The 24,980-nt window shown below is 45.4% G+C and carries 21 protein-coding genes; 7 read left to right on the plus strand and 14 right to left on the minus strand.

All coding sequences use genetic code 11. The features are described from left to right. Window positions 1-65 precede the first annotated feature (65 nt). Complete coding sequence (locus DW103_RS05675; RefSeq protein ID WP_122274695.1) at window positions 66-2,750, plus strand: 4-alpha-glucanotransferase; 2,685 nt, start codon at window positions 66-68, stop codon at window positions 2,748-2,750. A gap of 74 nt (window positions 2,751-2,824) precedes the next feature. On the opposite strand, the gene DW103_RS05680 is transcribed toward DW103_RS05675, so the two are convergent. Further along, complete coding sequence (locus tag DW103_RS05680; RefSeq protein ID WP_122274696.1) at window positions 2,825-3,202, minus strand: polymer-forming cytoskeletal protein; 378 nt, start codon at window positions 3,200-3,202, stop codon at window positions 2,825-2,827. A gap of 90 nt (window positions 3,203-3,292) precedes the next feature. Between DW103_RS05680 and folB the strand changes: the two genes are divergently transcribed. Together folB and DW103_RS05690 are read left to right on the plus strand one after the other, a co-directional pair. Beyond that, on the plus strand, window positions 3,293-3,655 hold the full coding sequence (gene folB, locus DW103_RS05685) for a dihydroneopterin aldolase (RefSeq protein WP_122274697.1): 363 nt from the start codon (window positions 3,293-3,295) through the stop codon (window positions 3,653-3,655). A 61-nt stretch (window positions 3,656-3,716) separates the two neighbouring features. Next, window positions 3,717-5,180, plus strand: coding sequence for a monomeric [FeFe] hydrogenase (locus tag DW103_RS05690; protein WP_122274698.1), 1,464 nt, complete (start codon window positions 3,717-3,719; stop codon window positions 5,178-5,180). A 49-nt stretch (window positions 5,181-5,229) separates the two neighbouring features. On the opposite strand, the gene DW103_RS05695 is transcribed toward DW103_RS05690, so the two are convergent. Genes DW103_RS05695 through mtaB form a run of 4 tightly spaced genes read right to left on the minus strand, consistent with a single transcriptional unit; the run spans window position 5,230 to window position 9,111 of the window. After that, window positions 5,230-5,823, minus strand: coding sequence for a hypothetical protein (locus DW103_RS05695; protein ID WP_122274699.1), 594 nt, complete (start codon window positions 5,821-5,823; stop codon window positions 5,230-5,232). A gap of 22 nt (window positions 5,824-5,845) precedes the next feature. Next, window positions 5,846-6,868: a glycosyltransferase family 2 protein gene (locus tag DW103_RS05700; RefSeq protein WP_122274700.1), complete on the minus strand. Its 1,023-nt coding sequence runs from the start codon at window positions 6,866-6,868 to the stop codon at window positions 5,846-5,848. Further along, the gene (locus DW103_RS05705; protein ID WP_122274701.1) at window positions 6,858-7,790 is read right to left on the minus strand and encodes a lysophospholipid acyltransferase family protein; all 933 of its coding nucleotides are present in this window, start codon (window positions 7,788-7,790) and stop codon (window positions 6,858-6,860) included. Before DW103_RS05705 ends, DW103_RS05700 begins: the two co-directional genes overlap by 11 nt. Continuing rightward, the gene (gene mtaB / locus DW103_RS05710; RefSeq protein WP_122274702.1) at window positions 7,780-9,111 is read right to left on the minus strand and encodes a tRNA (N(6)-L-threonylcarbamoyladenosine(37)-C(2))-methylthiotransferase MtaB; all 1,332 of its coding nucleotides are present in this window, start codon (window positions 9,109-9,111) and stop codon (window positions 7,780-7,782) included. The genes DW103_RS05705 and mtaB overlap by 11 nt, the downstream gene beginning before the upstream one ends. Before the next feature lie 385 nt (window positions 9,112-9,496). Here mtaB and DW103_RS05715 point away from each other — a divergent pair, with 385 nt between their 5' ends. The 3 genes from DW103_RS05715 to DW103_RS05725 all read left to right on the plus strand — a co-directional run bounded on the left by DW103_RS05715 (window position 9,497) and on the right by DW103_RS05725 (window position 13,699). Then, window positions 9,497-11,161 (plus strand): AMP-binding protein, encoded by a 1,665-nt coding sequence (locus DW103_RS05715; protein ID WP_122274703.1) that lies wholly within the window; start codon window positions 9,497-9,499, stop codon window positions 11,159-11,161. A gap of 156 nt (window positions 11,162-11,317) precedes the next feature. Continuing rightward, complete coding sequence (locus DW103_RS05720) at window positions 11,318-11,548, plus strand: hypothetical protein (protein ID WP_122274704.1); 231 nt, start codon at window positions 11,318-11,320, stop codon at window positions 11,546-11,548. Between the two features lie 87 nt (window positions 11,549-11,635). Beyond that, entirely contained in the window at window positions 11,636-13,699 is a 2,064-nt protein-coding gene (locus tag DW103_RS05725; protein WP_122274705.1) for an outer membrane beta-barrel family protein, read from the plus strand. Window position 13,700: 1 nt separating this feature from the next. Here DW103_RS05725 and DW103_RS05730 read toward each other — a convergent pair whose 3' ends face one another. The 7 genes from DW103_RS05730 to DW103_RS05760 all read right to left on the minus strand — a co-directional run bounded on the left by DW103_RS05730 (window position 13,701) and on the right by DW103_RS05760 (window position 22,013). After that, window positions 13,701-14,657: an acetylornithine carbamoyltransferase gene (locus tag DW103_RS05730; RefSeq protein ID WP_122274706.1), complete on the minus strand. Its 957-nt coding sequence runs from the start codon at window positions 14,655-14,657 to the stop codon at window positions 13,701-13,703. Window positions 14,658-14,749: 92 nt separating this feature from the next. Next, window positions 14,750-15,994, minus strand: a complete 1,245-nt coding sequence (locus tag DW103_RS05735; RefSeq protein WP_122274707.1) for a glutamate-5-semialdehyde dehydrogenase — start codon at window positions 15,992-15,994, stop codon at window positions 14,750-14,752. 2 nt (window positions 15,995-15,996) lie between these two features. Beyond that, complete coding sequence (locus DW103_RS05740) at window positions 15,997-16,203, minus strand: hypothetical protein (RefSeq protein WP_122274708.1); 207 nt, start codon at window positions 16,201-16,203, stop codon at window positions 15,997-15,999. An 18-nt stretch (window positions 16,204-16,221) separates the two neighbouring features. Beyond that, window positions 16,222-17,295 carry a glutamate 5-kinase gene (gene proB / locus DW103_RS05745; RefSeq protein WP_122274709.1) on the minus strand — a complete coding sequence of 358 codons (1,074 nt, stop codon included), beginning with the start codon at window positions 17,293-17,295 and terminating at the stop codon, window positions 16,222-16,224. Continuing rightward, window positions 17,292-18,947, minus strand: coding sequence for an AMP-binding protein (locus DW103_RS05750; RefSeq protein WP_122274710.1), 1,656 nt, complete (start codon window positions 18,945-18,947; stop codon window positions 17,292-17,294). Before DW103_RS05750 ends, proB begins: the two co-directional genes overlap by 4 nt. A 22-nt stretch (window positions 18,948-18,969) precedes the next feature. Beyond that, on the minus strand, window positions 18,970-19,524 hold the full coding sequence (locus tag DW103_RS05755) for a helix-turn-helix domain-containing protein (protein ID WP_122274711.1): 555 nt from the start codon (window positions 19,522-19,524) through the stop codon (window positions 18,970-18,972). Between the two features lie 311 nt (window positions 19,525-19,835). After that, window positions 19,836-22,013 (minus strand): trehalase family glycosidase, encoded by a 2,178-nt coding sequence (locus DW103_RS05760; protein WP_122274712.1) that lies wholly within the window; start codon window positions 22,011-22,013, stop codon window positions 19,836-19,838. Window positions 22,014-22,268: 255 nt separating this feature from the next. On the opposite strand from DW103_RS05760, the gene mscL reads away from it, so the two are divergent. Continuing rightward, the gene (gene mscL / locus DW103_RS05765) at window positions 22,269-22,697 is read left to right on the plus strand and encodes a large-conductance mechanosensitive channel protein MscL (protein WP_122274713.1); all 429 of its coding nucleotides are present in this window, start codon (window positions 22,269-22,271) and stop codon (window positions 22,695-22,697) included. Between the two features lie 28 nt (window positions 22,698-22,725). Here the strand turns inward: mscL and DW103_RS05770 are convergent, their stop codons facing one another. Together DW103_RS05770 and DW103_RS05775 are read right to left on the minus strand one after the other, a co-directional pair. Next, the gene (locus DW103_RS05770; RefSeq protein ID WP_122274714.1) at window positions 22,726-23,733 is read right to left on the minus strand and encodes an AI-2E family transporter; all 1,008 of its coding nucleotides are present in this window, start codon (window positions 23,731-23,733) and stop codon (window positions 22,726-22,728) included. Between the two features lie 81 nt (window positions 23,734-23,814). Beyond that, window positions 23,815-24,966 (minus strand): hypothetical protein, encoded by a 1,152-nt coding sequence (locus DW103_RS05775; protein WP_122274715.1) that lies wholly within the window; start codon window positions 24,964-24,966, stop codon window positions 23,815-23,817. Between the last annotated feature and the right edge of the window lie 14 nt (window positions 24,967-24,980).

The raw sequence follows: 24,980 nt of genomic DNA on the forward strand, positions 1-24,980 counted from the left end.
TATCATTCATCATTTATAATTCATAATTCTTTTTATCTTTGTGACCAGAACTAAAAGTAATACCCATGAAAGTCACCTTTAATATTAACTTCCATACCGTTTGGGGACAGAAGCTATGTATAGTAGGGTCGATACCGGAGTTAGGTTCCTGGGAACCGGCTTTAGCTAAAGAAATGAATTATGCGGGAGATGGTAACTGGCAATTGGAGCTGGAAATTACTTCTCCGGTTGAACAAATAGAATACCGATACTTCCTAAGTTCAAATGACGAGCAGATATTTGAAGAATGGGAGAGGAACCATCAAGTGTTTTTCATAGGTTCTGCTACTCGGTATACCCTTTATGACTATTGGCAGATACGTCCTGTAAATCTCGCATTTTATTCGTCGGCATTTACGAAAAGCTTATTCGCACATCCTTGTAACACGTATGAGCGTGCCGTTAAAAGCGGTAAACGGCTGACCATTAAAATATCTGTTCCCCGTGTAGAAAAAAATCAAAGTGTTGCCATTACCGGTAATCAGGATTGTTTGGGAAATTGGCATCCGGATAAGGCTCTGATATTAAGTTGCGATACTTTTCCTGTCTGGCATATCGATTTGGATGCAAACGAGATTACCTATCCGTTGGAATATAAATTCCTGATTTACGACGATAAGCGGCAACCCTTGTATTGGGAAGAAGATGAGAACCGCTTTTTGAATTTGCCGCAACAGTCGGTCGGCGAAACCGTGATTGTTTCCGGTCTTTATTTTCGGGATAACTTGCCTTTTTGGCGTTGTACCGGTTCGGTAATCCCGGTTTTTTCTTTGCGTTCGGAGCAAAGTTTTGGCGTGGGTGATTTGGGTGATTTGCAGCTGTTGGTAGATTGGGCGAAAAAAACGAACCAACGTATCATACAGGTATTGCCGATGAATGATACAACAATGACGCATACCTGGGTTGACTCCTATCCTTATAGTGCTATTTCGATTTATGCACTTCACCCGATGTATATAAACCTGCCTTTGCTGGGTGTATTGAAAGATAAAGAAAGAGCGGCTTTTTTTGCAGCCAAGCAGGTGGAGCTGAATGCAAAAGATACGGTCGATTACGAAGAAGTTGTTAAATATAAGCTTGCATATTGCCGCGAGTTTTTCAAGCAGGAAGGTGCTGCGGTTCTTGATTCGCAGGGGTTTAAGGAATTCCTGCTTCAAAATGAGACTTGGCTGCTTCCTTATGCTGCTTATTGCTATTTGCGGGATATGTATGGTACTTCCGATTTTACGAAATGGAAAGACTATTCGGTATTCGACAAATCTCGTGTACGCAAATTATGTACCGGAAATGGGAAAGCCTATCCGGATATATCTTTCTCCTATTTCCTGCAATACATGTTGCATACACAGTTTAAGTCTGTTTCAGACTATGCTCGTAAAAACGGTATTGTGCTGAAAGGTGACTTGCCGATAGGTGTCAGCCGTACCAGTATTGAGGCGTGGACAGAACCTCAATATTTCAATATGAACGGGCAGGCCGGTGCTCCTCCTGATGATTTTTCCGTCAATGGACAAAACTGGATGTTCCCGACTTATAATTGGGATGCCATGGAAAAAGATAATTTCATCTGGTGGAAAAACCGTTTCCGTAAATTGAGTGATTATTTCGATTGTTTCCGCATTGACCATATTTTAGGTTTCTTCCGTATCTGGGAAGTGCCGATGGACTATGTACAGGGACTTTGTGGCCATTTTAATCCAGCATTGCCGTTTACGGAAGAGGAAATCGAGCAGTATGGACTGATTTTCAATGAAGCCCGTCTGACGACTCCGCATATAAATCGTGAGTTTTTGCCGGAATTGTTTGGTGAGCAGGTGGAAATGGTGATTGGAACTTATCTGGCGCAGTCTTCTTCGAACCATTTTGTCTTGAAACCGTTTTGTGATACACAAAGAAAGATTGAAGCTTTGTTTGCCGGAAAAACGGACGAAGGTTCGATACGGATTAAAGAAGGATTGTTTGCCATAGCAAATGAGGTATTGTTCCTTCGTGATTCGCGTAATCCGGATAAATTCCATCCGCGTATTTCGGCAAATCAGTCTTACCTTTATCGTGAGTTAAGTACAACTGACCGGTATGCATTCGATCAATTGTATTGGCATTTCTTCTATCATCGTCATAATGACTTTTGGAAAGCGCAGGCTTTTAAACGTTTGACGCCATTGGTTGGTAGTACGGATATGTTGGTCTGTGGAGAAGATTTAGGCATGATACCGGATTCTGTACCCGATGTCATGAATAAATTGCAAATATTCAGTTTGGAAATAGAGCGAATGCCTAAGACTGCTCAGCGTGAATTTACCGATTTGCTTAATTTACCTTACCATTCGGTATGCACGACATCGACGCACGACATGTCTCCGCTTCGCAGTTGGTGGAAGGAAGATTATGCCAGAACGCAACGTTATTATAATCAGGTTTTAGGCAGGCAGGGGGAAGCAACGGAGGAATGTACTTCCGATATTGCCACCCAGATTGTCTCTAATCATTTGAATACCCATTCGATGTTGGCAATCATTCCGTTGCAGGATTGGTTTGCCATGGACGATAGTATCAAGCGGAAAGATGCCAGTGCCGAACGAATCAATATCCCATCCCATCCCAATCATTATTGGAGATACCGGATGCATATAACACTGGAGGAGCTATTACGGGCAGATAATCTGAATAATAAGATTATAGCATTGATAGAAAAGTCAGGAAGAAAATAGAGAAAACAAAAAGAGGATATTCTACTTTACGCTGAATATCCTCTTTTTGTTTATAATAAATTTATTCTCTGCTTTTATTTGCTAGTCTCTTTGGTAGCGACCTCTCCGGACATATTGCAAGCTCCGTTAAAACGTGCATTCGGTTCTATTTCAAGAGACTGTGCGGAAATGTCTCCTTTGATTACAGCTGTAGATTTCAGGATAAGCTTAGAACTTACACGGATGGAACCTTCTACATTACCTAGTATTTCCGCATTAGCCGCAACGATATTACCTGTAACATTTCCTTTGGGGCCGACAACGATTTTTCCATTGCAGTCTACATCTCCTTCCACTTTTCCATCTAAGCGGAAGTCTGTTTCTGTATGAATATCTCCTTTTACGTTCGTGCCGGTGGCGAGGGTGTTATGCAACCCACCAGTTGTATTTTCTTCTTTCAGTTTTATTCCCATCGTTTTTATACTTTGTTGCTTTCGCAAATATAAGACTATTTTTTTGCAGAAAGGTTTACTTTATCTACATTTACAGATAAAATAACGATTATGATAACAAAAATACAACTGGAGACAATGAAATTCTATGCCTACCATGGTGTAATGCCGCAAGAAAAACAGGTAGGAAATAATTTCGTTGTCGACCTTGTTTTGACAGCTCCTCTGGAAAAGGCCCTGATGAGCGATGAACTGGAAGATACCATTAATTACGCGGCTGTTTATGCTGTAGTGAAGCGAGAGATGGACATTCCTTCCAAGTTGCTCGAACATGCCGCAGGCCGTATCTTATATGCACTAAAAGAACAATTTCCCAGTTTGACGGAGATAGAATTGAAACTGTCCAAATTAAATCCGCCTTTCGGAGGAGATGTTTATAGCGCATCAATTCTTCTCAAAGAGAAATTCTGTTAGTATATTTTAATATTATTGACTATCTTTGTGCCCTTATTTAAGCACAAATAATAGATTTACCATGGCATTTACTAACAACGTAATGATTGTCCGCCACGGATTGTTGGCGAAGTTAATAAGACTCTGGAAAGAAAACCGTCTTCTTGATGAGATTGATCGTTTACCCATAGAGCTGAGTCCCCGTAAATCGAAAGTTATCGGTCGTTGCTGTGTACATAAGGAGCGGGCAGTGTGGAAATATAAGACACTTCCTCTTTTAGGCTTCGATATGCAAGATGAAGTGGACGAGCTGACTCCTCTTTCCGAATATGCCAAACGAGCATTACTCCGCTCGGAAAATAAGAAAGAGAATTTGATGTGTGTCGTAGATGAAGCCTGTTCGTCTTGTGTACAGGTGAATTATGAGATTACGAACCTTTGCCGTGGTTGTGTAGCCCGCAGTTGCTATATGAACTGTCCGAAAGATGCTATCCGTTTTAAGAAGAACGGGCAGGCAGAGATTGACCATGATACATGTATCAGTTGCGGTAAATGTCATCAGAATTGTCCTTACCATGCTATCGTATATATTCCGATTCCTTGTGAAGAAGTCTGTCCGGTGAAAGCCATCAGCAAAGATGAATATGGAGTGGAGCATATCGATGAAACAAAATGTATCTATTGCGGTAAATGTATAAATGCTTGCCCGTTTGGTGCTATTTTTGAAATTTCTCAGGTATTCGATATCCTGCAACGCCTACGGAATAAGGAACCGATGGTTGCAATTGTGGCCCCTTCTATTCTGGCACAATTCAGTGCTCCGGTAGAGAAAGTATACGGAGCCATCAAGTCGATGGGCTTCCTTGAAATAGTGGAAGTCGCCCAGGGAGCCATGAAGACTACCAGCCACGAAGCTGAAGAATTAAAAGAAAAATTGGCGGAAGGACAACCTTTTATGACGACCAGCTGCTGTCCTTCTTATGTTCAACTTGCCGAGAAACATATTCCGGATTTGAAGAAATATATCTCTTCGACCGGTTCACCGATGTATTATACGGCCCGGATTGTGAAAGAGAAATATCCGGATGCCCAAATAGTCTTTATCGGTCCGTGTGTGGCTAAACGCAAAGAAGTGAAAATGGACCCGTGTGTGGATTTCACGCTTACTTTCGAGGAGGTCGGTTCCATCATGGAAGGCCTTGGTATAAAGGTAGAAGATGCACAACCCTTCTCCGTCCTCTTTAATTCAGTTCGCGAGGCGCACGGATTTGCGCAAACGGGCGGTGTTATCAACGCAGTGAAAGTATATCTGAAAGAAGATAATCCGGACATCAACGCTATCCAAGTTGCCAACCTGACCAAAAAGAACGTAGCATTACTCCGTGCTTATGCCAAAACCGGAAAAGCACCTGCACAGTTTATCGAAGTAATGGCTTGCGAAGGTGGGTGTGTTACCGGTCCGTGCATTCATGGTGATAAGGCTTCCGGCCAGAAACAGCTACTGAAGGAACTTACTAAATTTTATACACAAGGCGGAAAATGGTAACTACATTCTCCGGGCAATAGCGTGATAATGTACCTGATGGGATAAGACCTTATTCCGGTAAGGTAGTCTTTGCATTCGGAAAGTCCAGCTTTTTGTATTTGCTTATCATGGTGTTATCGAGTGTTCCCTTTTCATCGGAGAAAGAAACAGGAGATTTTGAGAAATCCCAAGTCCCGAGATAATGTAGAGTATTTGGCGAAACGGTGAAGGAATACATTTCGAAATCTTCTTCTTTCAGTTCGCCTGTATCAACGCGCTCTTGTAGCTTATCATTTACTTCGATGCCTTTAAAGATAGGTTCAATATGGCTTTTACCCCCGTACCAAGTGCTTTTCGTCCACCAATAATTGACGATAGCGTATGTGCCGGGTTCGATTACATAGCAGAAAACATTTTCTTTAGCCGCTTTGAAAGTTGTCTTGACGCGGAAAGTATATGTCTCGTGTGTATCAATATTTACGATTCGTATATCTTGCGGATACCCACCGCTTTTGAAACCCAGTCGTTGGATAAATTTGCCGTAGAATATGGCCTTGCCTGCCGGAACAGCTTCATTCGACTTCGGTTCTTCGAGTCTGATAAGGTTTTCGCCCCGACTAAAAACGGAGAGACAAAGAAAAAGGATTGTAATTAGAGTTTTCATACAATTGTTAGGAATGGAATAATTATAAATCAGAAAATTTCTTTTTCCCTTGCAGATAGAACGCTGCGATAAGACTTCCTTTCCGTAGCTCCGGAATATCGGAAAGGACGGTTTTCGATAGATTCTCCTTCCGTTGGGCGGTATAAGCCGGTTGCAATTCGAAGAATGCTTTTCTTGCTTCGTACACCGCTTTGGCATTCGGGAAATGTCCACAGGCCAGGAATTTGGTAGCGGCAATGTAATCCAACCAGAAGCGAACACGCATGACATGTTTCAAATCCTTTTCCGGTAAGTTCTTATAAAGCATCAATAGATTATTGCGGAAGTTAAGGAAAGTCTTTCGTGGACTTTCCACATTCAATGTGGCCCCTCCGACATGATAGACTACCGATTGAGGCGTACAGATGAGGCGATACCCGCGTGAGCGTAGCCGCCAGCACATGTCGATTTCTTCCTGATGGGCGAAAAAACCGGTATCCAGCCCCCCCGCTTCTTTATAAATAGCCGTCCGCACAAACAGGCAAGCCCCGGTAGCCCATAACAAATCAGCGGGCGTATCGTATTGACCGTTATCTTTTTCCACAACGTGCAACACGCGTCCCCGGCAATACGGATAACCGTACCGGTCCATAAAGCCACCGGCTGCTCCGGCATATTCGAAATAGGCTTTGTTGCGTTCGGCAAGGATTTTAGGTTGGACGCAAGCGATTGTCTTGTCTTCATCCATAGCGGAGACCGGAGCATCCGCCCAGCCGGGAGTCACTTCCACATCGCTGTTGAGCAAGACGGTATATTCGCTGTCTATTTCTTTCAACGCTTGGTTGTATCCTTCGGCAAAGCCGTAATTCTTATCAAACCGGATGATGCCGACAGTCGGAAACTTCTCTTGTAGCATTGCGATAGAGTCGTCCGTCGAACCGTTGTCGGCCACAATGACTTCGCCCCATTCGGTCGGGGTATTCGCTACGACGGAAGGCAGGAACTTTTCCATCAAAGCTTTTCCGTTCCAATTCAGTATAACGACAGCCAGCTTCTTATTCTTCATCTTTGTTCAACGTTTCATTATCAACAATAGGAACGAGGCTGTCGGAACGTTTATATTTCCAGCGTTTATGCGTCCACAACCAATAAGCCGGATTGCGCAGGATACATTTCTCCATCATCCGGGCATACTGTTCGGTAATCCAGAACTCCGGTGTTTGTTTCGGGGTGGAGGTTATCAGTTTCATATCGACTGTATAATAGCCTCGTTTCACTTTCCGGGTATCTAAGAAGATAACAGGTAAATCCAGTTTGCGGGCAATCCGTTCAGAGCCGGTCAGGATAGACGAATCCTGATTGAGAAACGGTGTCCAGTAATGCAGGTTGGCGGCGCTGGGCGTCTGGTCGGCCAGGAAGATTACAACGGAACGCGTACCATCTTTCTTTAGCTGGATGATGTCGCGTATCGTGTCTTTCTTTTTTATTCCGTAAGAGCCGAAGCGTGTGCGGAGCCGGATAAACAACCGGTCGAAAGCCAGATTGTTGAGTGGACGGTAAATCTGATAGATGCGTGAGTCCTTGAAACGCGAAGTGGAGGCGGAGAACCATTCCCAATTACCGTAATGCCCCATCAGCAACACAAAGCAAGTATGTCCTTCTTCCATCAGCTTGTCCACCAATTCGGGATTGCGCAGGAAAGCACGCCGTTGCACCTCTTCGAGTGAGATATGCGCCAGCTTGATTGTTTCGACAATATAGTCGGCAAAGTGATGATAGAAGTCCCGTTCCATCTTGCGCAGCTCCTGTTCCGACTTGTCTGGGAAAGCCGCTTGCATATTCCGGCGAACTACCTTGATGCGGTATCCTGCTATCTTATAAATGAGAACATATAAGATGTCGGACAGTATATAAAGTACCCGCATCGGCAATAGGGCATGAACTTTTACCCAACTGTATATCAGTGCATATTGTATTTTACTCCACATGATGATTTGTTGTTAATAACGCCGTTTTGTCTTCGTTCCAACCACCCAGCACTACCCGGCGCGTTTCATTCACCAGCGAGCTGTCGTACGGAATTTCCACTTTGATGTAATTCTCGGTAAAACCGTGCATCATGCCTCCCTTCTTCGTATGTTCGAATAAAACATCCGCTTCGTTTCCGATGTGTGCTTCATAGAAAGCATGCAGTTTGCGCTCTGAAATATCCAGCAATTGCTGGCTGCGGAGATGTTTTGTCTTCGCATCAACCACATGCGCTATCTTCAACGCCTGCGTACCGGGACGTTCGGAATAGCTGAACACGTGCAACTGGCTGATGTCAAGACTTTCGATGAAAGAGCGTGCTGCCTCGAACCACTCGTCCGTTTCCCCGCGCGTTCCCACGATAACATCCACTCCGATAAAGGCATGGGGCATGATTTCTTTTATCTTCTCAATCTTATGGCGGAACAGGGCCGTGTCGTATCGGCGGCGCATCAGTTTAAGCACTTCGTCGCTGCCGCTTTGCAGCGGAATATGAAAATGCGGGGCAAAGCGTTTGCTGCCGGCAACAAAGTCGATGGCCTCATCTGTTATCAGGTTCGGCTCGATGGAAGAGATGCGGTAGCGGAGAATGCCTTCCACTTCGTCCAGCGCGCGAATTAGGTCGATAAATGTTTCCCCAGTACTTTTCCCGAAGTCTCCGATGTTGACACCTGTCAATACAATTTCCTTTCCTCCCTTGGCGGCAACCTCCTGTGCTTGCTTCACCATGCTGGCGATTGTCCCGTTGCGGCTACGTCCGCGGGCAAAAGGAATGGTGCAATAAGAACAGAAATAATCGCATCCGTCCTGCACTTTCAGGAAATGTCGCGTCCGGTCGTCGGCCGAGCAGGAAGGAGAGAATGTCCGGATATCTTTTGTCGGGGAAGCAATTACGGCGCCTCCTCCTTCTTCTTTCTTTTTGAGGTTGTCCAGATAGGTGAGGATGTCCAGCTTCTGTTCGGCTCCCAGTACAAGGTCCACTCCTTCGATATGGGAAACCTCTTCCGGTTTCAGTTGTGCGTAGCATCCCGTCACGACAATGAAAGCGCCCGGATGTTGTTTACCGATACGGCGGATAGCCTGCCGGCACTTTTTGTCGGCCAGTTCTGTCACGGAGCAGGTATTGACAACGCATATATCCGCCCTTTCGCCTGTACGGGCTTTGCGCACTCCTTGTTCGGCTAGCACTTTCCCTATTGTGGAAGTTTCGGCGAAGTTCAGTTTGCACCCTAAGGTGTAATAGGCGGCTATCTTATTCTCGAATACTGTTTTATCTATCATTGCTGTGTAATTATCGCGCAAATTTAGCGAAAATATTCGGAATAGGAGAGTTGCCGGCTGTTAACGTTCACTCATACCGGTTGTTCCTGGTAAGCCATAGGTCGGTATTGCTTAAGTATTTCCTTACTATCTATTAGCTGTTTTCATGGTAACCATAAGTCGTTCGCCAATTGGCGAACGATTGTCCGCCAACCAGTGAACGGTCGTTCGTCAGCAAGCGAACGTTCGTTCGCCAATTGGCGAACGATTAATGTCAAGGGAGCAAAGAGCTAATGGATAAGGATGAAAAATCTAAAAGCTCCTATCTTTTTCTGCTAAAGATTGTTGCTTAGTTGTGTATCTGCCCGATAGTCTTTATTTTTGCATACACGATAAGTTTTAAGCTATGATACAAGAGAATTTTATCAAGATATACGAAGAAAGTTTTAAGAAGAACTGGGAGTTGCCGGCACTTACGGATTATAGTAAGGGAACCGGCTTTACTTTCGGCGAGGTGGCTCAGGAGATTGCCCGTATCCACACCTTGTTTGAAGAGTGCCAGATACGGCGTGGCGATAAAATTGCTCTGATAGGGAAAGATAGCGCGCGCTGGTGTATCGTTTATATGGCGGCTGTTACCTATGGGGCGATTATCGTCCCTATTCTGCAAGACTTTAGTCCGAACGATGTACATCATATTATCAACCATTCCGGCTCCGTATTCTTATTTGTCAGCGACCGCATCTGGGATACGCTGGAAGAAGAGATGATAGAGGAGGTACGCGGTGTATTCTCCCTGTCGGATTTCCGATGCCTGCATCAGCGTGATGGCGAGAATATCCAGAAGCTGTTGAAAGGTATGGACGATAAGATGGCGGAGAAATATCCGAACGGATTCAGCAAGGAAGATATCAAATATGCCGAACTGGACAATGACAAGGTCGTTTTGTTGAACTATACTTCCGGTACGACCGGCTTTAGTAAAGGCGTCATGCTGACGGGAAACAATCTGGCCGGAAATGTGACGTACGGCCGCGAACTGGGTGTGCTGTACCGGGGCGAACGCGAACTCTGTTTTCTTCCGCTGGCTCATGCTTATAGTTGTGCTTTCAACTTCCTTGTGCCGATGGCGGTCGGTGCGCATGTGTACTTATTGGGAAAGGTCCCTTCGCCTAAGATTCTGCTGAAAGCGTTCGAAGAGGTGAAGCCGAACCTGATATTGACGGTTCCGCTTATCCTTGAGAAGATATATAAGAAGATGATACTTCCGCAACTGAGCAAAACGACGATGAAGCTGGCTTTGAACATTCCGTTGCTCGATTCCCGCATTTATGCCCAGATACGGAAACATCTGGTAGATGCGATGGGTGGCCGGTTCCGGGAAGTAATCGTTGGAGGAGCGGCTATGAACCAGGAGGTAACGGACTTCTTATATAAGATTAAGTTCCCCTTCACCATCGGCTACGGCATGACGGAATGTGGTCCGCTTATCAGTTACGACCATAACGACGAGTTCGTCCCCGGCTCCTGTGGACAGGCGTTGAAAGGTATTATGGAAGTTCGTATCGATTCGGATGATCCATATAATAAGGTAGGGGAAATCCAGGTGAGAGGCGAGAATGTGATGAAAGGATATTATAAAAATGAGGATGCGACGGCGAATGTCTTCACGGAAGACGGCTGGCTGCGTACCGGTGATTTGGGAACGATAGACCACGACAACCGCATCTATATCCGTGGACGTAGCAAGACGATGATACTGGGCGCAAGCGGACAGAATATCTATCCGGAGGAAATCGAGTCGAAATTGAACAACCAACCCTTTGTCATGGAAAGTCTTATCGTTGAGAAAAACGGGAAGCTGGTCGGATTGGTTTATCCGGATTATGATACGGTGGACAGCACAGGTATTTCGCATGAAGACCTGCCGGTGATTATGGAGCAGAACAGACTGGAGCTTAACAAACTTTTAGCACCTTACGAAGCTGTCTCGGAACTTCAACTATACCCGACAGAGTTTGAGAAGACACCGAAAAAAAGTATCAAACGTTACCTTTACAGTAACTACTGATAACTGGGAAAACATTGATATACAGCGGCTTATCGTACTAACGGGAAATATTTTGAAAAAAAGCGGATTATGTTGTACAACATATTTAATTAATACATACATTTGCATCGTTTTACAACAAAAAGATATTATAGACCGTTTAAATTTTAAAAGAAAATGAAAAAGTTAGTTGCTTTCGCTGCTGTAATTGCAGCTGTATCATTCGCATCCTGTGGCAACAAATCAGCTGAATCTACTGAAGTTGCAGAAACTGAAACAGAAGCTACCGTAGAAGAAGTTGCTCCTGTCGTAGAAGAAGAAGATACTGTTGCTGCTGAAGCTGACTCGACAGCTACCGAAGCTGCTCCTGCAGAAGAAGCTGCTCCTGAAGTTGCTCCCGCTGAATAATATCGGCAAACAGTTATGAGGACAGTCTGTATGCGTGTAACATACAGACTTTTTTGTTTATGAACATGATGTAATAATAGGAATAATATGAAACTAACTTTGCGTCTCTTTCCCGTTCTCGCTTTATTGAGTTATTCCGTTGCCGCACAAATACCGGCCGACGGAACAATCCATTTGCAGGATGTGGAAATTCAGGGAAAACGCTTCGGGGGCTTGACAGGCAGGGAAGTGAAACGCTTGGAGGTCGACAAAAACTTGAGCAGTGTAACCGGAACGACAGCTGATGTATTCCGCCAACTGCCTTCGGTCATAACGGACATTGAAGGTGGAATCACTTATCGCGGTTCCAGTAAACCGGGGCTGCTGATAAACGGTATTCCCTATGGGTTGATGGAGGAGAATAGCGGGGATATGCTTATCCAGCTTCCTGCCTTATTCTTTAACCGGGTATCGATGACGGCTGTTCCTTCCATTGAATTGGTGCCGGACGGGGATGCCGGTGTCCTGAACTTGTCCTCTGCTATTTTTACAAAGGAGGACTCTCCGCTGACACTAACGTTGGGGGCAGGATTGCAGGAACGTTATAATGCGGGTGCTGTTGTGAATCTGCATCCCGGAAAGTTTCATATTATCGGGAAATATAATTATCGCCGTGAATACCGCAAGCGTACTTTTAGCAAAACGACAACCAATAAGGCCGGAACGACAGTGATGAATAATAATGCGGATGCCCGTCCGGATGTACACTTGGCCGACCTGAGTATCGGATACGACCTGACGGCCCGCGACTTGTTGACGGTTTACGGTTTGTACAATCTGATGGATTACAGCCGTTACGGAAAGATACATAACAATAAGTTGGTGGAAGGTCATTTGCAGCCAGTCATGTTCCGCCACCGGTATAATGACCAGCGCCAGGAGGCTTATGCTGCCGAAGCCCGTTGGAATCATACATTCACTAATCCGCAGGAGCAATTGGAGGTTATCTTCAATTATAATAATTTCGGATATGATGAGGACAACGAGTATAAGAACGAAAAGCCGGAGACAGGAAGCATCATAGCGGAAGATAATTATTATGTTCGTCAGGATAAGCATAATTATTACATATCGGCAATCTACCGGAAAATGTTCGAGAACGACTGGATGTTCAGAGCCGGTTATATCGGGCGTTTCAAGAATGAGAATTATCGTGCCGAAGGAAATAAGCTGGCTGCCGGTGAATGGGTGCCTGATGAAACGAAAGAGAATGTTTTTGATTTCTATCGCCGTACCCAGTTGTTGTTTGCCTCTTTGGGCAAAAGGTGGGGAGCGTTTTATGCGGAAGCCGGTGTGCAGGGGGAATTGAATTGGCAGAAGCTGGAATATCAGTCTCAGACAAGTTCACGCTTCCATGCTTATCCTCGTCTGCGCTTGTCTTATCAAACGGAAGGTGCAGGGGAATTTGCTTTAAGCTATATCCAACGTGCTATTCGTCCGTATGGCAGTGACTTGAATCCGTTTGTGGATTATAGTGATGCGACACATATTAAGAAAGGAAATACTGGGTTGAAGGATGAATTCATTCATTCGTTGGAACTGTCTTATACTTATAACGGTACAAACTTCCGGCTCACTCCGGGTTTGTATTATAGGAATAAGGCAAACCGTGTGATGGATGTCGCTTTGCCGGATACCGGAAACGATGTGGTTTGGCAGAAAGAGAATGTTGGGCATAGTCAGGCTTTCGGTTTCGAACTGTCCGGTGGTTGGCGTCCGGTTCCAGTTTTGTCTGTTGGATTGTCCGGCGATATTTACCGGGATGAGATTGATGGCCGTACAATTGGTTACGATTCGAAGAAATCGATGGTTTGCGGTGATGTCAAAGGAAATGTCAATGTCGCAATTACTCCGACCACGGAACTGCAACTGGACGCCTTTTATATCTCCGACCAGCTCACTCCGCAGGGCAAAATCAAGCACCGTTCAAGTGTGAATGCCGGTATCTCCCAATACTTCATGCATCGTAAACTACGTGCCAACGTAAGTATCAACAATATATTCAACAGTCTTGAAGAAACAACAATAGTCGATACTCCGGACTTGCAAATGACGCAAGTCCGTAATCGTGATGCGCAAGTAACGTGGTTGACGTTGACGTATAATCTGTGACTTATTGCAGCCCCATTAATATCTTCTTCAATACCGTTTGTGCTGAAATCTCGCGGTTGGCAGCTTCGGGGATGACGATGCTTTGCGGGCTTTCAATCACGTCATCGGAAACTATCATGTTGCGGCGGACAGGGAGGCAGTGCATGAAATAGGCGTCATTGGTAAGCGCCATCTTTTCCGTGTCTACCGTCCAGCTACGGTCCATGTTGAGCACTTTGCCATAGTTCGGGTCGGCATAGGCAGCCCAGTTCTTGGCATAGATGAAATCGGCTCCTTCGAATGCTTTCTTTTGGTCGTATTCCACACGGGCTTTACCTACGAAGCGTGGGTCCAGTTCGTAACCTTCCGGATGAGTAATCACAAATTCATAATCGGTAGCATTCATCCATTCGGCAAAACTGTTGGGAACGGCTTGCGGAAGAGATTTAGGATGAGGAGCCCAAGTCATAACCACTTTAGGGCGGGCTGTCTTTTTGTATTCTTCAATCGTAATGAGGTCGGCAAAACTTTGTAGTGGGTGGCGGGTAGCAGCTTCCATGCTGAATACCGGACGACCGGAATATTGAATGAACTGGTTCAGTATTTTTTCGTTATAATCATCTTCTTTACTTTCGAAACGAGCGAAAGAACGTACGCCGATAATATCGCAATAACAACCCATTACCGGAACGGCTTCCAACAAATGTTCAGGTTTGTCGCCATCCATAATCACGCCACGTTCGGTCTCCAATTTCCAAGCTCCCTGATTTACATCGAGCACCATCGTATTCATACCGAGATTCATGGCAGCTTTCTGGGTGGAGAGCCGGGTGCGAAGGCTGGAGTTGAAGAATATCATCAATAACGTCTTGTTTTTGCCCAGTTCAGTGAACTGGTAACGGTCTTTCTTAATCTCGAACGCCTCGGCGAGCGCCAGCTTGAGGTCGCCCAAATCCTGTACACAAGTGAAGTTTCTCATATTATACTGTTTAATGTAGTGAGGCACAAATGTAGACATTTCCGGGGAGAATACAAAGGTGAAAAAGTCTGGCTTTTAAATTGAACGGATGATTATTTCCGTATCTGTCCTTCCCCTTCAATGATATATTTGTAAGTTGTCAGTTCCGGCAATGCCATCGGGCCGCGGGCATGGAGTTTCTGGGTGCTGATACCTATCTCTGCTCCAAAGCCGAACTGTGCACCATCGGTAAAGGCCGTGGATACATTGGCATAGACGCAGGCGGCATCGACCATTTGCTGAAAACGGCGGATGGCTTCGGCGGATTCGCTGACGATGCTTTCGCTGTGTTTTGAACTGTAGCGGGCGATATGCTCCAAGGCTTCGTCAAGAGAAGAAACGGTACGGATAGCCATTTTATAATCAAGGAATTCAGTTCCGAAACTGTCTGCTACGGCAGGTTGAAGCAAGCTTTCCGGATATTGTCCGGCAAGGGCGGCAAATGCCGGTTTGTCAGCATAAATCGTAACATTGCTGTCGGACAGTTTGTTGCATATAGACGGAAGGTCGGCTAGGCGGTCTCGGTGAATAATCAAGCAATCCAAAGCGTTGCAAACGCTGACACGGCGAGTCTTTGCATTGTTTACAATTTCGCGGCCTTTCCCTGTATCACCATCCTTGTCGAAATAGGTATGGCAGATACCGGCTCCGGTTTCAATAACCGGAACACGTGCATGGTCGCGGACAAAGTTTATCAACGAACTGCTGCCGCGTGGAATAATAAGGTCTACCAGACCGACCGCATTCAACAGTTCCGTTGTTGCTTCCCGGTCGGGTGGGAGGAGCGTACAAACGGCAGGTTGGATACCTTGTTTTGCGAGAACATCGTGAATGATGGCTACCAAAGCACGGTTGGAGGAGTCTGCATCCGAACCTCCCTTCAATACGCAGGCATTCCCACTCTTGAAACAGAGAGAGAAAACGTCGAAAGTAACGTTCGGACGGGCTTCGTAGATAACACCGATAACACCGAAAGGTACGGTCACTTTCCGTATCACCATACCATTGGGACGAGTTACTTCGCTCAACAGTCTGCCGAGAGGTGATGGAAGAGAAGCTACGTTTCTCATATCTCCGGCAATACCGGCCAAACGTTCTTCCGTTAGTTTCAGCCGGTCATATTTCGGGTTAGCCGGGTCCATGCGCTGCAAATCTTCCGCATTGGCAGCAAGAACTTCTTCCTGGCGGGCTATCAGTGCATCCGCCGTATCGAGGAGGATGCGGTTGATAATGGCATCATCCAATGTTATTAGTTGGCGCGAAGCGACTACGGCTTGTTGTAATAGTTCGTTTATCATGATTATTTCTCGTAACTTTGTATATACTTAGGATGTACCGCATCTTTTCCCAATACCAGACAAAGCCCTATAACGAAGCTGACGCCCCAGTTGATAAGCTGTCCGCTACCCAGCGGATGACCAAACAAAAGGGTGATACCTCCTACGCCTCTGAGCAGTCCTACTACAATCATCAGGACTGATGCGAATGATAACCAATACTTTTTCATACTCTTTTTTCTTATAGATTAATCCAGATACAAATAATCGTAATGTATCAACGGTTTCTTATCCCGGCTACCGATAAGTGAACGGGCTTTCGTACTGTCGTAACCCACGCAGCCGACACCTAACTGGACACCTGCCTCATTGATAATCTTGACAATGTCGTCTTTCTCGAAGTCGCCTACAATCCGGGTCACGCCGACCAACAGGATACTGGTTGCCTTCGGTGCCAGCAAAGCTTCTTCCGCTCCCCGGTTGATATGTATCTCTCCTTTGGCAAAGCCTTCGGAGTGGGCAATCCACTTCTTGACACTGCTGACAGGTTTGTCGGAAGGAATGAAACGCGTACAGACGGTTTGGCTGTCCTTCGCAAGCAAGTCCACAAGAATGTTGTCTTTCTTGCCGTTGGCGATGATAACCGTGATACCTTCGTCCGCCACTTTTTGGGCAATGCTGCATTTGGTCAGCATACCGCCGCGACCGAAAGAGGATTTGCTGGTTTGCACATATTCCGACAAATCTTCTTTACCTCCGTTTATCTCACGGATGACGACAGAGGAGGCATCGGAAGGATTACCGTTGTATATCCCGTCGATATTGCTCAGGATAATGAGGGCATCCATCCCCATCATTGTGGCGATGAGGCCGGATAGCTCGTCGTTGTCCGTGAACATTAATTCTGTAACCGATATTGTATCGTTTTCGTTCACGATAGGGATGACTTTATTTTCGAGCATCACCTCCATGCAATGTTTCTGGTTCAGATAATGTGTACGGCTGCCGAAGTTCTCCTTGGTGGTAAGAATCTGACCGCAAGTCATGCCATGTTCGCGAAACAACTCGTAATAGCGGTTTATCAGCTTGGCTTGTCCGACAGCGGAATAAAGCTGACGGGCGGAAACGGAGTCCAGCTTCCGTCCGGCTTTTATCTCGCTCCGTCCCGAAGCGACTGCTCCGGAGGATATTAGGACAACTTCCACACCTTTACGGTGCAGTTCGGCCACTTGGTCCACCAGGGCAGACATCCGGGTAATATCCAACGTGCCATCCTTGCGGGTGAGCACGTTGCTGCCTATTTTAACGGCGATGCGTTTCATTTTTTGTCTTTATCTCTAATCTCGACCCTGCGTATCTTACCGCTGATAGTCTTAGGCAATTCGTCTACAAACTCTACGACACGCGGATATTTATACGGGGCTGTAACCTTCTTTACGTGGTCTTGTAATTCCTTGATTAACTGGTCGCCGGCTTTGTCTTTATAATCCTTTGCCAACACGATAGTGGCTTTTACCACTTGACCGCGGATTTCATCGGGAACGCCGGTGATGGCACATTCCACGACTGCCGGGTGAGTCATCAAGGCACTTTCCACCTCGAACGGGCCGATACGGTAACCGGAACTTTTTATCACATCGTCGGCACGGCCTACGAACCAGAGATAACCGTCCTCATCGCGCCAAGCTACATCGCCGGTATAATAAATACCATCGTGCCAGGCTTCGTTTGTGAGTTCGGCGTCGCGATAATATTCCTTGAAAAGACCAATCGGCTTACCACCGGTCGTACGGACAACGATTTGTCCCTGTTCACCGTCTTCCGCACGGCTTCCGTCCGGACGCAACAAATCTACTTCGTATTGCGGATTGGGAACTCCCATTGAACCGGGCTTCGGTTCCATCCACGGGAAAGTAGCGACAGTCAATGTCGTTTCGGTCTGCCCGAAACCTTCCATCAGTTTGATGCCGGTTAGTTTATAGAATGTATCGAATACGGCTGGATTTAGAGCTTCGCCGGCTATCGTACAGTATTTGAGTGACGATAGGTCATATTTCGTCAAATCTTCACGTATCAGAAAACGGAAGATAGTAGGAGGTGCACAGAGCGAAGTGATGCGATAATCCTGTATCATCTGCAGCATGGCAGCCGGGGTGAATTTCTCATGGTCGTACACAAACACGGTTGCTCCGGCAATCCATTGTCCGTACAGTTTTCCCCATACGGCTTTTCCCCAACCTGTATCGGCAATTGTCAGGTGCAGACTATCCTCGTTCAGATTGTGCCAGAAGCTGCCGGTCACGATATGTCCCAACGGATAAGTGAAGTCGTGTGCTACCATCTTCGGGTTGCCGGTGGTCCCGGAAGTGAAATACATCAACGAAATATCGTCGTTGTTGTTTGGATGTTGCGGACGTACAAAAGGAGCTGCGTTTTGAATACCTTTGTGGAAATCCTCGAAACCTTCTGGTATTTCGGGACCGACCGAAACAACTGTTTTCACTGTCGGAGACTCAGGCAATGCGTCGATGATATGTTTCGTTATCACTTCTTCTCCGGCACAAACAATCATCTTGATATCGGCTGCGTTGGCACGATACACAATATCTTTCTTTGTCAGCAGGTGAGTGGCCGGAATAACTACCGCACCTAATTTGTGTAACGCAATGATGGAGAACCAGAACTCGTAGCGTCGTTTTAATATCAGCATCACCATGTCGCCATGCCCGATACCCAACGACTGGAAATAGGCAGCCGTCTGGTCTGTATATTTTTTCAACTCGGCAAAGGTGAAATCGATGTGTTCACCCTGGTCGTTAGTCCAGCATAACGCTTTTTTATCAGGCTCTTCTTCAGCCCATGCATCTACTACGTCGTATCCGAAGTTGAAGTTCTCCGGGACTTTTATCTTGAAATTCTGTATAAAATCTTCCTGCGACTCAAAGGTCGTCTTCTCTACGAATCTTTCTAACATGTTGGTAGAATTTTGAATAAAATCACAAAATGATGGCAAGGAAACTAACTTTTTCTCCGTCGAGTGCCTTCATGCCGTGTGGCAGTTCGGAATTGAAATAGATGCTGTCTCCCTCTTCTAATATCAGCTCTTTATTATTGATTTGTAAGAGCAAACGCCCTTTCAGTACCATGTTGTACTCTTGTCCGGGATGCGAGTTCAGGTAAATCGGCGTTCCTTCCGGAGTCGGGTGGACGGTCACCATAAACGGGTCTGCCTTACGTGCGGCAAAACCGGCGGCCAGCGACTGGTATTTATATGCTTTTGTACGTTCCACGGCAACCCCTTTTCCTTTACGGGTGATGAAATAGGTACTCATCTTTGGTTCGTCGCCGAACATCAGAGTAGTCAGTTCTACACCATAAGCCTGTGAAATCTGATGTAACACACTTACCGAAATATCTACCGTACCGCTTTCGAGCTCTAAATATTGCTCCGGGGTCAGATTGCAAACCCTAGCCATTTCCTCGGGTGTGATTTCCAAAGCATCCCGAAGTCCGGCCAGACGTTCTGCGATTTGTTTTATCTGTTCGTTCATCTCCGTTGATTATTATGTTTATGATGCGTCAAAGATAGGAATAAAAAGCAAAAAGATTACGAAAAGAGGGATAGAATGTTATTTCGTTATCATTATAGCCTGCATCCGGTATAAATTGTTTCGTTATCCCCATTGTTGTTTGTAAGTGGACTTTTCCCCCATCCCGGCAAATTGACAGGATGCTCTCTATTTTGGAGTTTCCCTATCGAATTGATATGTTAAAAAGAGTTACATGTGCGGGTAATTTATTTTACCCGCCATACTAATCCCATTTAGTTGCCTTACTAATGACATTTTGATATTCGTATGAATTACATATTAAATTCATATTTCTTCGCTTTTTTCAACACTAACGGTTTCTTACCTTTGGGCACATAGAGTCTTACAGTACAACCGGCAGGGATTTCTATCGTGGAAACTCCCTCTTTTTTCAGGTCAAGAACAATAAAGCCTTCTTTCACAGGGATGCGGCCACGTGCATAACCCAAGTGCAGCAAGTCCGGGCGCAGGGTGTATTCGTTTGTCTGTACGTCCGATTGTGTGAAACCGAAAATTCCATGAAGGGTCAATAGGATAGGAGGTGTACCGTTTGCCCCGTGGCAGAGACTCAGCCCGAAAGGACGTCCGTAGAAAGAGTTTTGTTTTGCAACGGATGCGCCGAGTGAAAAATTTTCAGGGAAACGGGTGTGCCCTTGAGCCAACCAATCACCCCAAACTTCGCTTAGCAGTGCGTATAATTCGCCGATGCGTCCTGTTTTCGCGTATGCCAGGCACTCGTAACCTTTCTCATAACTGATATTCTTCTTGTAATAAGATATGGAAGGAATGACTTCCGTATATAATTGGTCGTAGTATTTTTCCTGATAAAGCCCTGTCAGCACTCCCCAATACTGGGCGTGATGGGAGATACGCGTGTCTTTCTCTCCGTTTAGCCTATAACCGTTGATGAAGGCTTTCCGTTCTTCATCCCAGAAGTGGGCAACGATGTTTTTTCCCAATAATTGTGCTTTCTGTTCATAATGACGGGCCAACGAATTGTCTTTCCAAAGTCGGGAGAAGTAGGCTGCTATCCGGAAGTTTTCATAGAGCATCATTTGCGGATAAGTGGCTACACCGTAGTCGTCGGGACCTAAATCGCGTGACCATCCGGGAATGAAGCCACTCGAAGACGGTGTGGCAACAAGGAATCCGCGTTCATCTTGCGCCGTTTCATAGAGAGCCATTTGTTGCAGCACCCGCTCCTTGAACATGTTCAGAGTCGTGAGGTCGCCATAGCGCAGATAGTCCTGTTTCAATCCGATAAAGGCATGTAGGGGATAGTCCACAATACCCCAGTCGGATGTTTGGGGATTGGCAGGCATCAAGGCGATGGATATTCCATTTCGTGCCGTTTGACGGTCGCCGAATACATAATCTCCCCCTAAGGCACTGATGATGGCATCCATGGACCAAGGCAGATAGTCGCGTTTCACACCGTCGAGATAGAAATTGTGCATAGATGTATGCAAGGTTGCCACACCGGTATTCCAGAGGGCGTTTAGGCGACTGTCATCACTCTCGAACTGCATCAGCCGGTTCACCGGATATAGCCGGGTGTCGAACCGGATTGCGCTCAAAGTACAGTCGTCGTTGCATGAAAGAGCAATATAGCGTAAAGCGCGTTCGGGCAATGTGATACGTTGCTGGTTGCTTCCGTTTAGTAGGAACGGTTCAATCGGCCTTTGTTCGAAAAGCGATTGGTCGGCGTTCAAAGCCTCTTCAGGTGATTCACCCACGCGTGCTTCCAGCGAGCCGTTTCCGGAAGCGATGAATGTTACAGTTCCGATCTCTAACTCGTGGAAATCAATAAGTATACAACCGTTTTTGCCGATTTTTACTGTTGCTTTGTCGCTGCTATCTGCATTTTGCACGGGTATAAACCGATGAGGCTCTATGGAAATGACTTCATCTTGGTCTTCATCCGGATGCAAACCGGCAATATTGTATCGTGCATCTGTTTCAGGCAGTGTCCAGCTATTACCATCGAGGCTGACTTGCCAATCTGCGTTTTCTTCCACGCCATCGCCCTCTACTATCAAAGCAGGCAGATGTCGATTGGTCTGCACATCAAAGAGCAACGTATGCTTACCCGCAGTCAGGTTATATCTGTCGGTTTCCGGGGAGAGTGCTTTTCCGTCAAGTGTAAGACGTATGATACCTTTTCCTTGCCAGTGAATTTCAGTATCTTTCTCCAACTTTATTTTTTTACGGAAATAAGTTCGTTCCTCTGCCTGAGTAAATTTTCCGGGATAACCCACGTTTACACAGCGTGCAGCTGACTTTTCCTGTTGTATGCGTTGCAGATGTGCCGCCAATTGACCGGGATACCAGAGGTAAGAACTGCGGGAACGGACATCAGTAGGGTTACTAACGGCTGTTTTTTCTTTTCCCATTGTAAAAGCGGATAACAGCAGAAGAGGAATAAATACTAATAATAGTCTGGTTCTCATAATTTTATAGAGTTGTAAGTAGATGTTTTTATATATAATAAAAGAACAGTATGCTGTTATTATAATTTCACAAAGGAGATAAAAAGTTTTATTTATTCCAATCTCCTGTATTACATTTTGTGTTTCTTTAACTCTGTATGATTTCCGCTCCTGTTAATGTGATGATTGAAAAAAATATGCACGGATGTTGAAAATCCATCCTTTCTTTTCAACTAAATACATACATTTGCAGTTATTATATAAAAAAAGATAGTTATGGGGAATATTCTACAGGAATTTAAGAAGTTTGCCATGCGCGGAAACGTGATAGACATGGCTGTCGGTATCATTATCGGTGCCGCATTTGGTAAGATTGTCACTTCTGTCGTGGCAGATATCATTATGCCGGCCGTAGGCTTGCTGGTAGGTGGAGTAAACTTTACCGATTTGAAAATTGTATTGAAACATGCCGTAATGGAGGGAGACAAGGTGATTACTCCGGCTGTTTCCATTAATTATGGTAATTTTATACAAGTGACTTTCGATTTCATCATTGTCGCTTTTGCCGTATTCCTGCTTGTCAAGGCTGTAAACTCGCTCACAAAGAAAAAGGAAGAAGCTCCCGCTGCCCCGGCTCCTCCTCCTGCCGATGTACAATTGTTGACCGAAATTCGCGATTTGTTGAAGGCGAAAGAAACGGAATAATACATGGAAAGCGGATAGGAATATCCGCTTACTCTTTATCTAAAAGCTTATCTTTGAAAATTTTAAAACATAGGATAAAGATGGAAATCAGAAGTGGGCCGAAAATAATTCCCATAAAACCGAAAAGGGAGAGGCCGATGATGACCCCGAATATTGTGATGAGCGGATGTATATCCGCCATTTTCTTTTGCAGGATGAAACGTATCAGGTTGTCTATATTCGTGATGACAATGAGTGCATAGGCCGTTAATCCGATGGCATTTACCCAATCACCGGTCAAGGCCATATAGAGTGCCAGCGGTAGCCATACCAAAGCGGTTCCGACAACCGGTATGATAGTGGCGAAACATGTCAGGAAGCCGAAAAGAAAAGGGCTGGGAACGTTGAATATCCAGTATCCCAACAAGGCGATTAGTCCCTGTATGATGGCGAGTAGCGGAATACCGAGGGCATTGGAGGTGACAATCATATTGATTTCCTTCAACACATGTTTTTTATTCTCTTCGCTGAACGGTAAAATACTATAAACGTATCTTTCCATTTTACTTCCTCCTATCAGCATAAAATAAAGAATCAGTATCAATACCACTACATTGATGGCGAAACCGCTGATGCCGCCCATAAGTGCTTGGCCTATCTTCGGCAGGATGGAGACGACAGACATGATATTGGAGGTATCCAATACGTCGTACCCGGTACGTTGCTCAATCAGGTGGGCTATATGTTCGATTGATTTTACCAGAATGGTCGGGTCCAAGTTTATGTTTTGCAGTTTACTGACAAAGAGCCAGACTGCCAGTGATAAGGGTATCAGGAAGCATAAGATTGTTTCGAGCAACAGCAGGATGGCTACAAAACTTTTCCGTAAATGTTTCTTCTCTGTCAGGTAAAACAGTTGTTTTCGTACTAATATATAAATGGTAGAAGCTCCCAATATACCACCGAGAAAAGGTATGAATTCGATGAAAAGGGTGACTCCCAGTACGATAATAATGGTTATCAGAGAGAATTTCCAATATTGTTCTTTTAAGCTCATTTTGTCCTTTTAAATGATATGTGTCATCTGTTTATTGAATAACAAAATGAGTTTCCAGTATGTTTAAAATAAGGCTTCCGGCTATTTTCTTTTGTCTTTGTTCCCTTTTGTCCCAAGCATCTTTTCGGATGAAATGATTTCTCCTTTTAATATGTGCGGGGTACGGATACCTGGTTTTATTTCTCCGCTACCTACATAAAAAAGAGTTCCTTTTCTGGCAATATGGGTGGTGACGGCAATCGGGAAAGGGGCTGTTTCTATGTCTGTCAGCTTGTTTGTAATGGTATGATATAAGCGGACTGTATTGTCGAATCCCGGATGTTTGTCCGAACCCGGAATAAGTTCGGGTACTCCTCCCAGCAAAAGAATATGGTTTGTTCCGGAAGCCAATGCTGTCCCGGCCATGACCGGAAATTCCTGTTTCAGCTTTTTCCATGTATTCAGACGAGGATTATAAACATACCCGTCTGTCAGCACCTTTATGTATCCGTCAGCCTTATAATTGCGTCCGCTGAAAAGGTAAAAACAGGTATCATAGCCATCGTTTTGTGCTGTACTTACCGCATAACCACGGGAAACTCCCGGCCAAGAAGGTAATTCTTTCCATCCTTTTCGACGGTTGGCAAGGTCCAGTACAAAGAAATGACCGGTAGCTTCCTGCTCGTCCATCTTTTCCTGACCTCCGGCGATATATATTTTATTATTCAGCAAAGTGGCAGTTGCATTTGCCAAAGGAACCGGTAGGGCCGGCCAGTCCGTATCAATCTTTATTTGTCCGTTTTCCATTTGAATCTGGAATACATCCCGATAACATCGGGCGGAATCGCAACCTCCGATGCATAATATGCCGGAAGCCAATTCGATGGAATTGCCATATGCCAAAGGATATGGTAAACCTTCCGGCAGTATGGTCCATTTTGCATCCGGCTGGGTGGTATTTATATAATATAAGGTACTCCACCATGTCTTATGCCCACCGTTCCAAGGGGGAGCATCCGGAAAATTGGCTCCTCCGGCTATCACCAGATTATCTCCGATAAAACCGGAAAAAGCACCGGCTATCCCAATGTTGGCTTTTCCGCCAAGCGCAGGTAGCATCAGTGTATTGTCCCATGTTACTTGTTCCGTTCCGAGATTATCTGCACCTGTTTGGGGTTCGATGGCTGTCGTTCCGAAGATATTCAGAAAGCCTACGAACAGGATGATTCCTCCGATTTTTAATTTCTTAGACATACCCTTATTGAAAG

Source organism: Parabacteroides sp. AM08-6 (assembly GCF_003473295.1).
Lineage (GTDB): Bacteria > Bacteroidota > Bacteroidia > Bacteroidales > Tannerellaceae > Parabacteroides.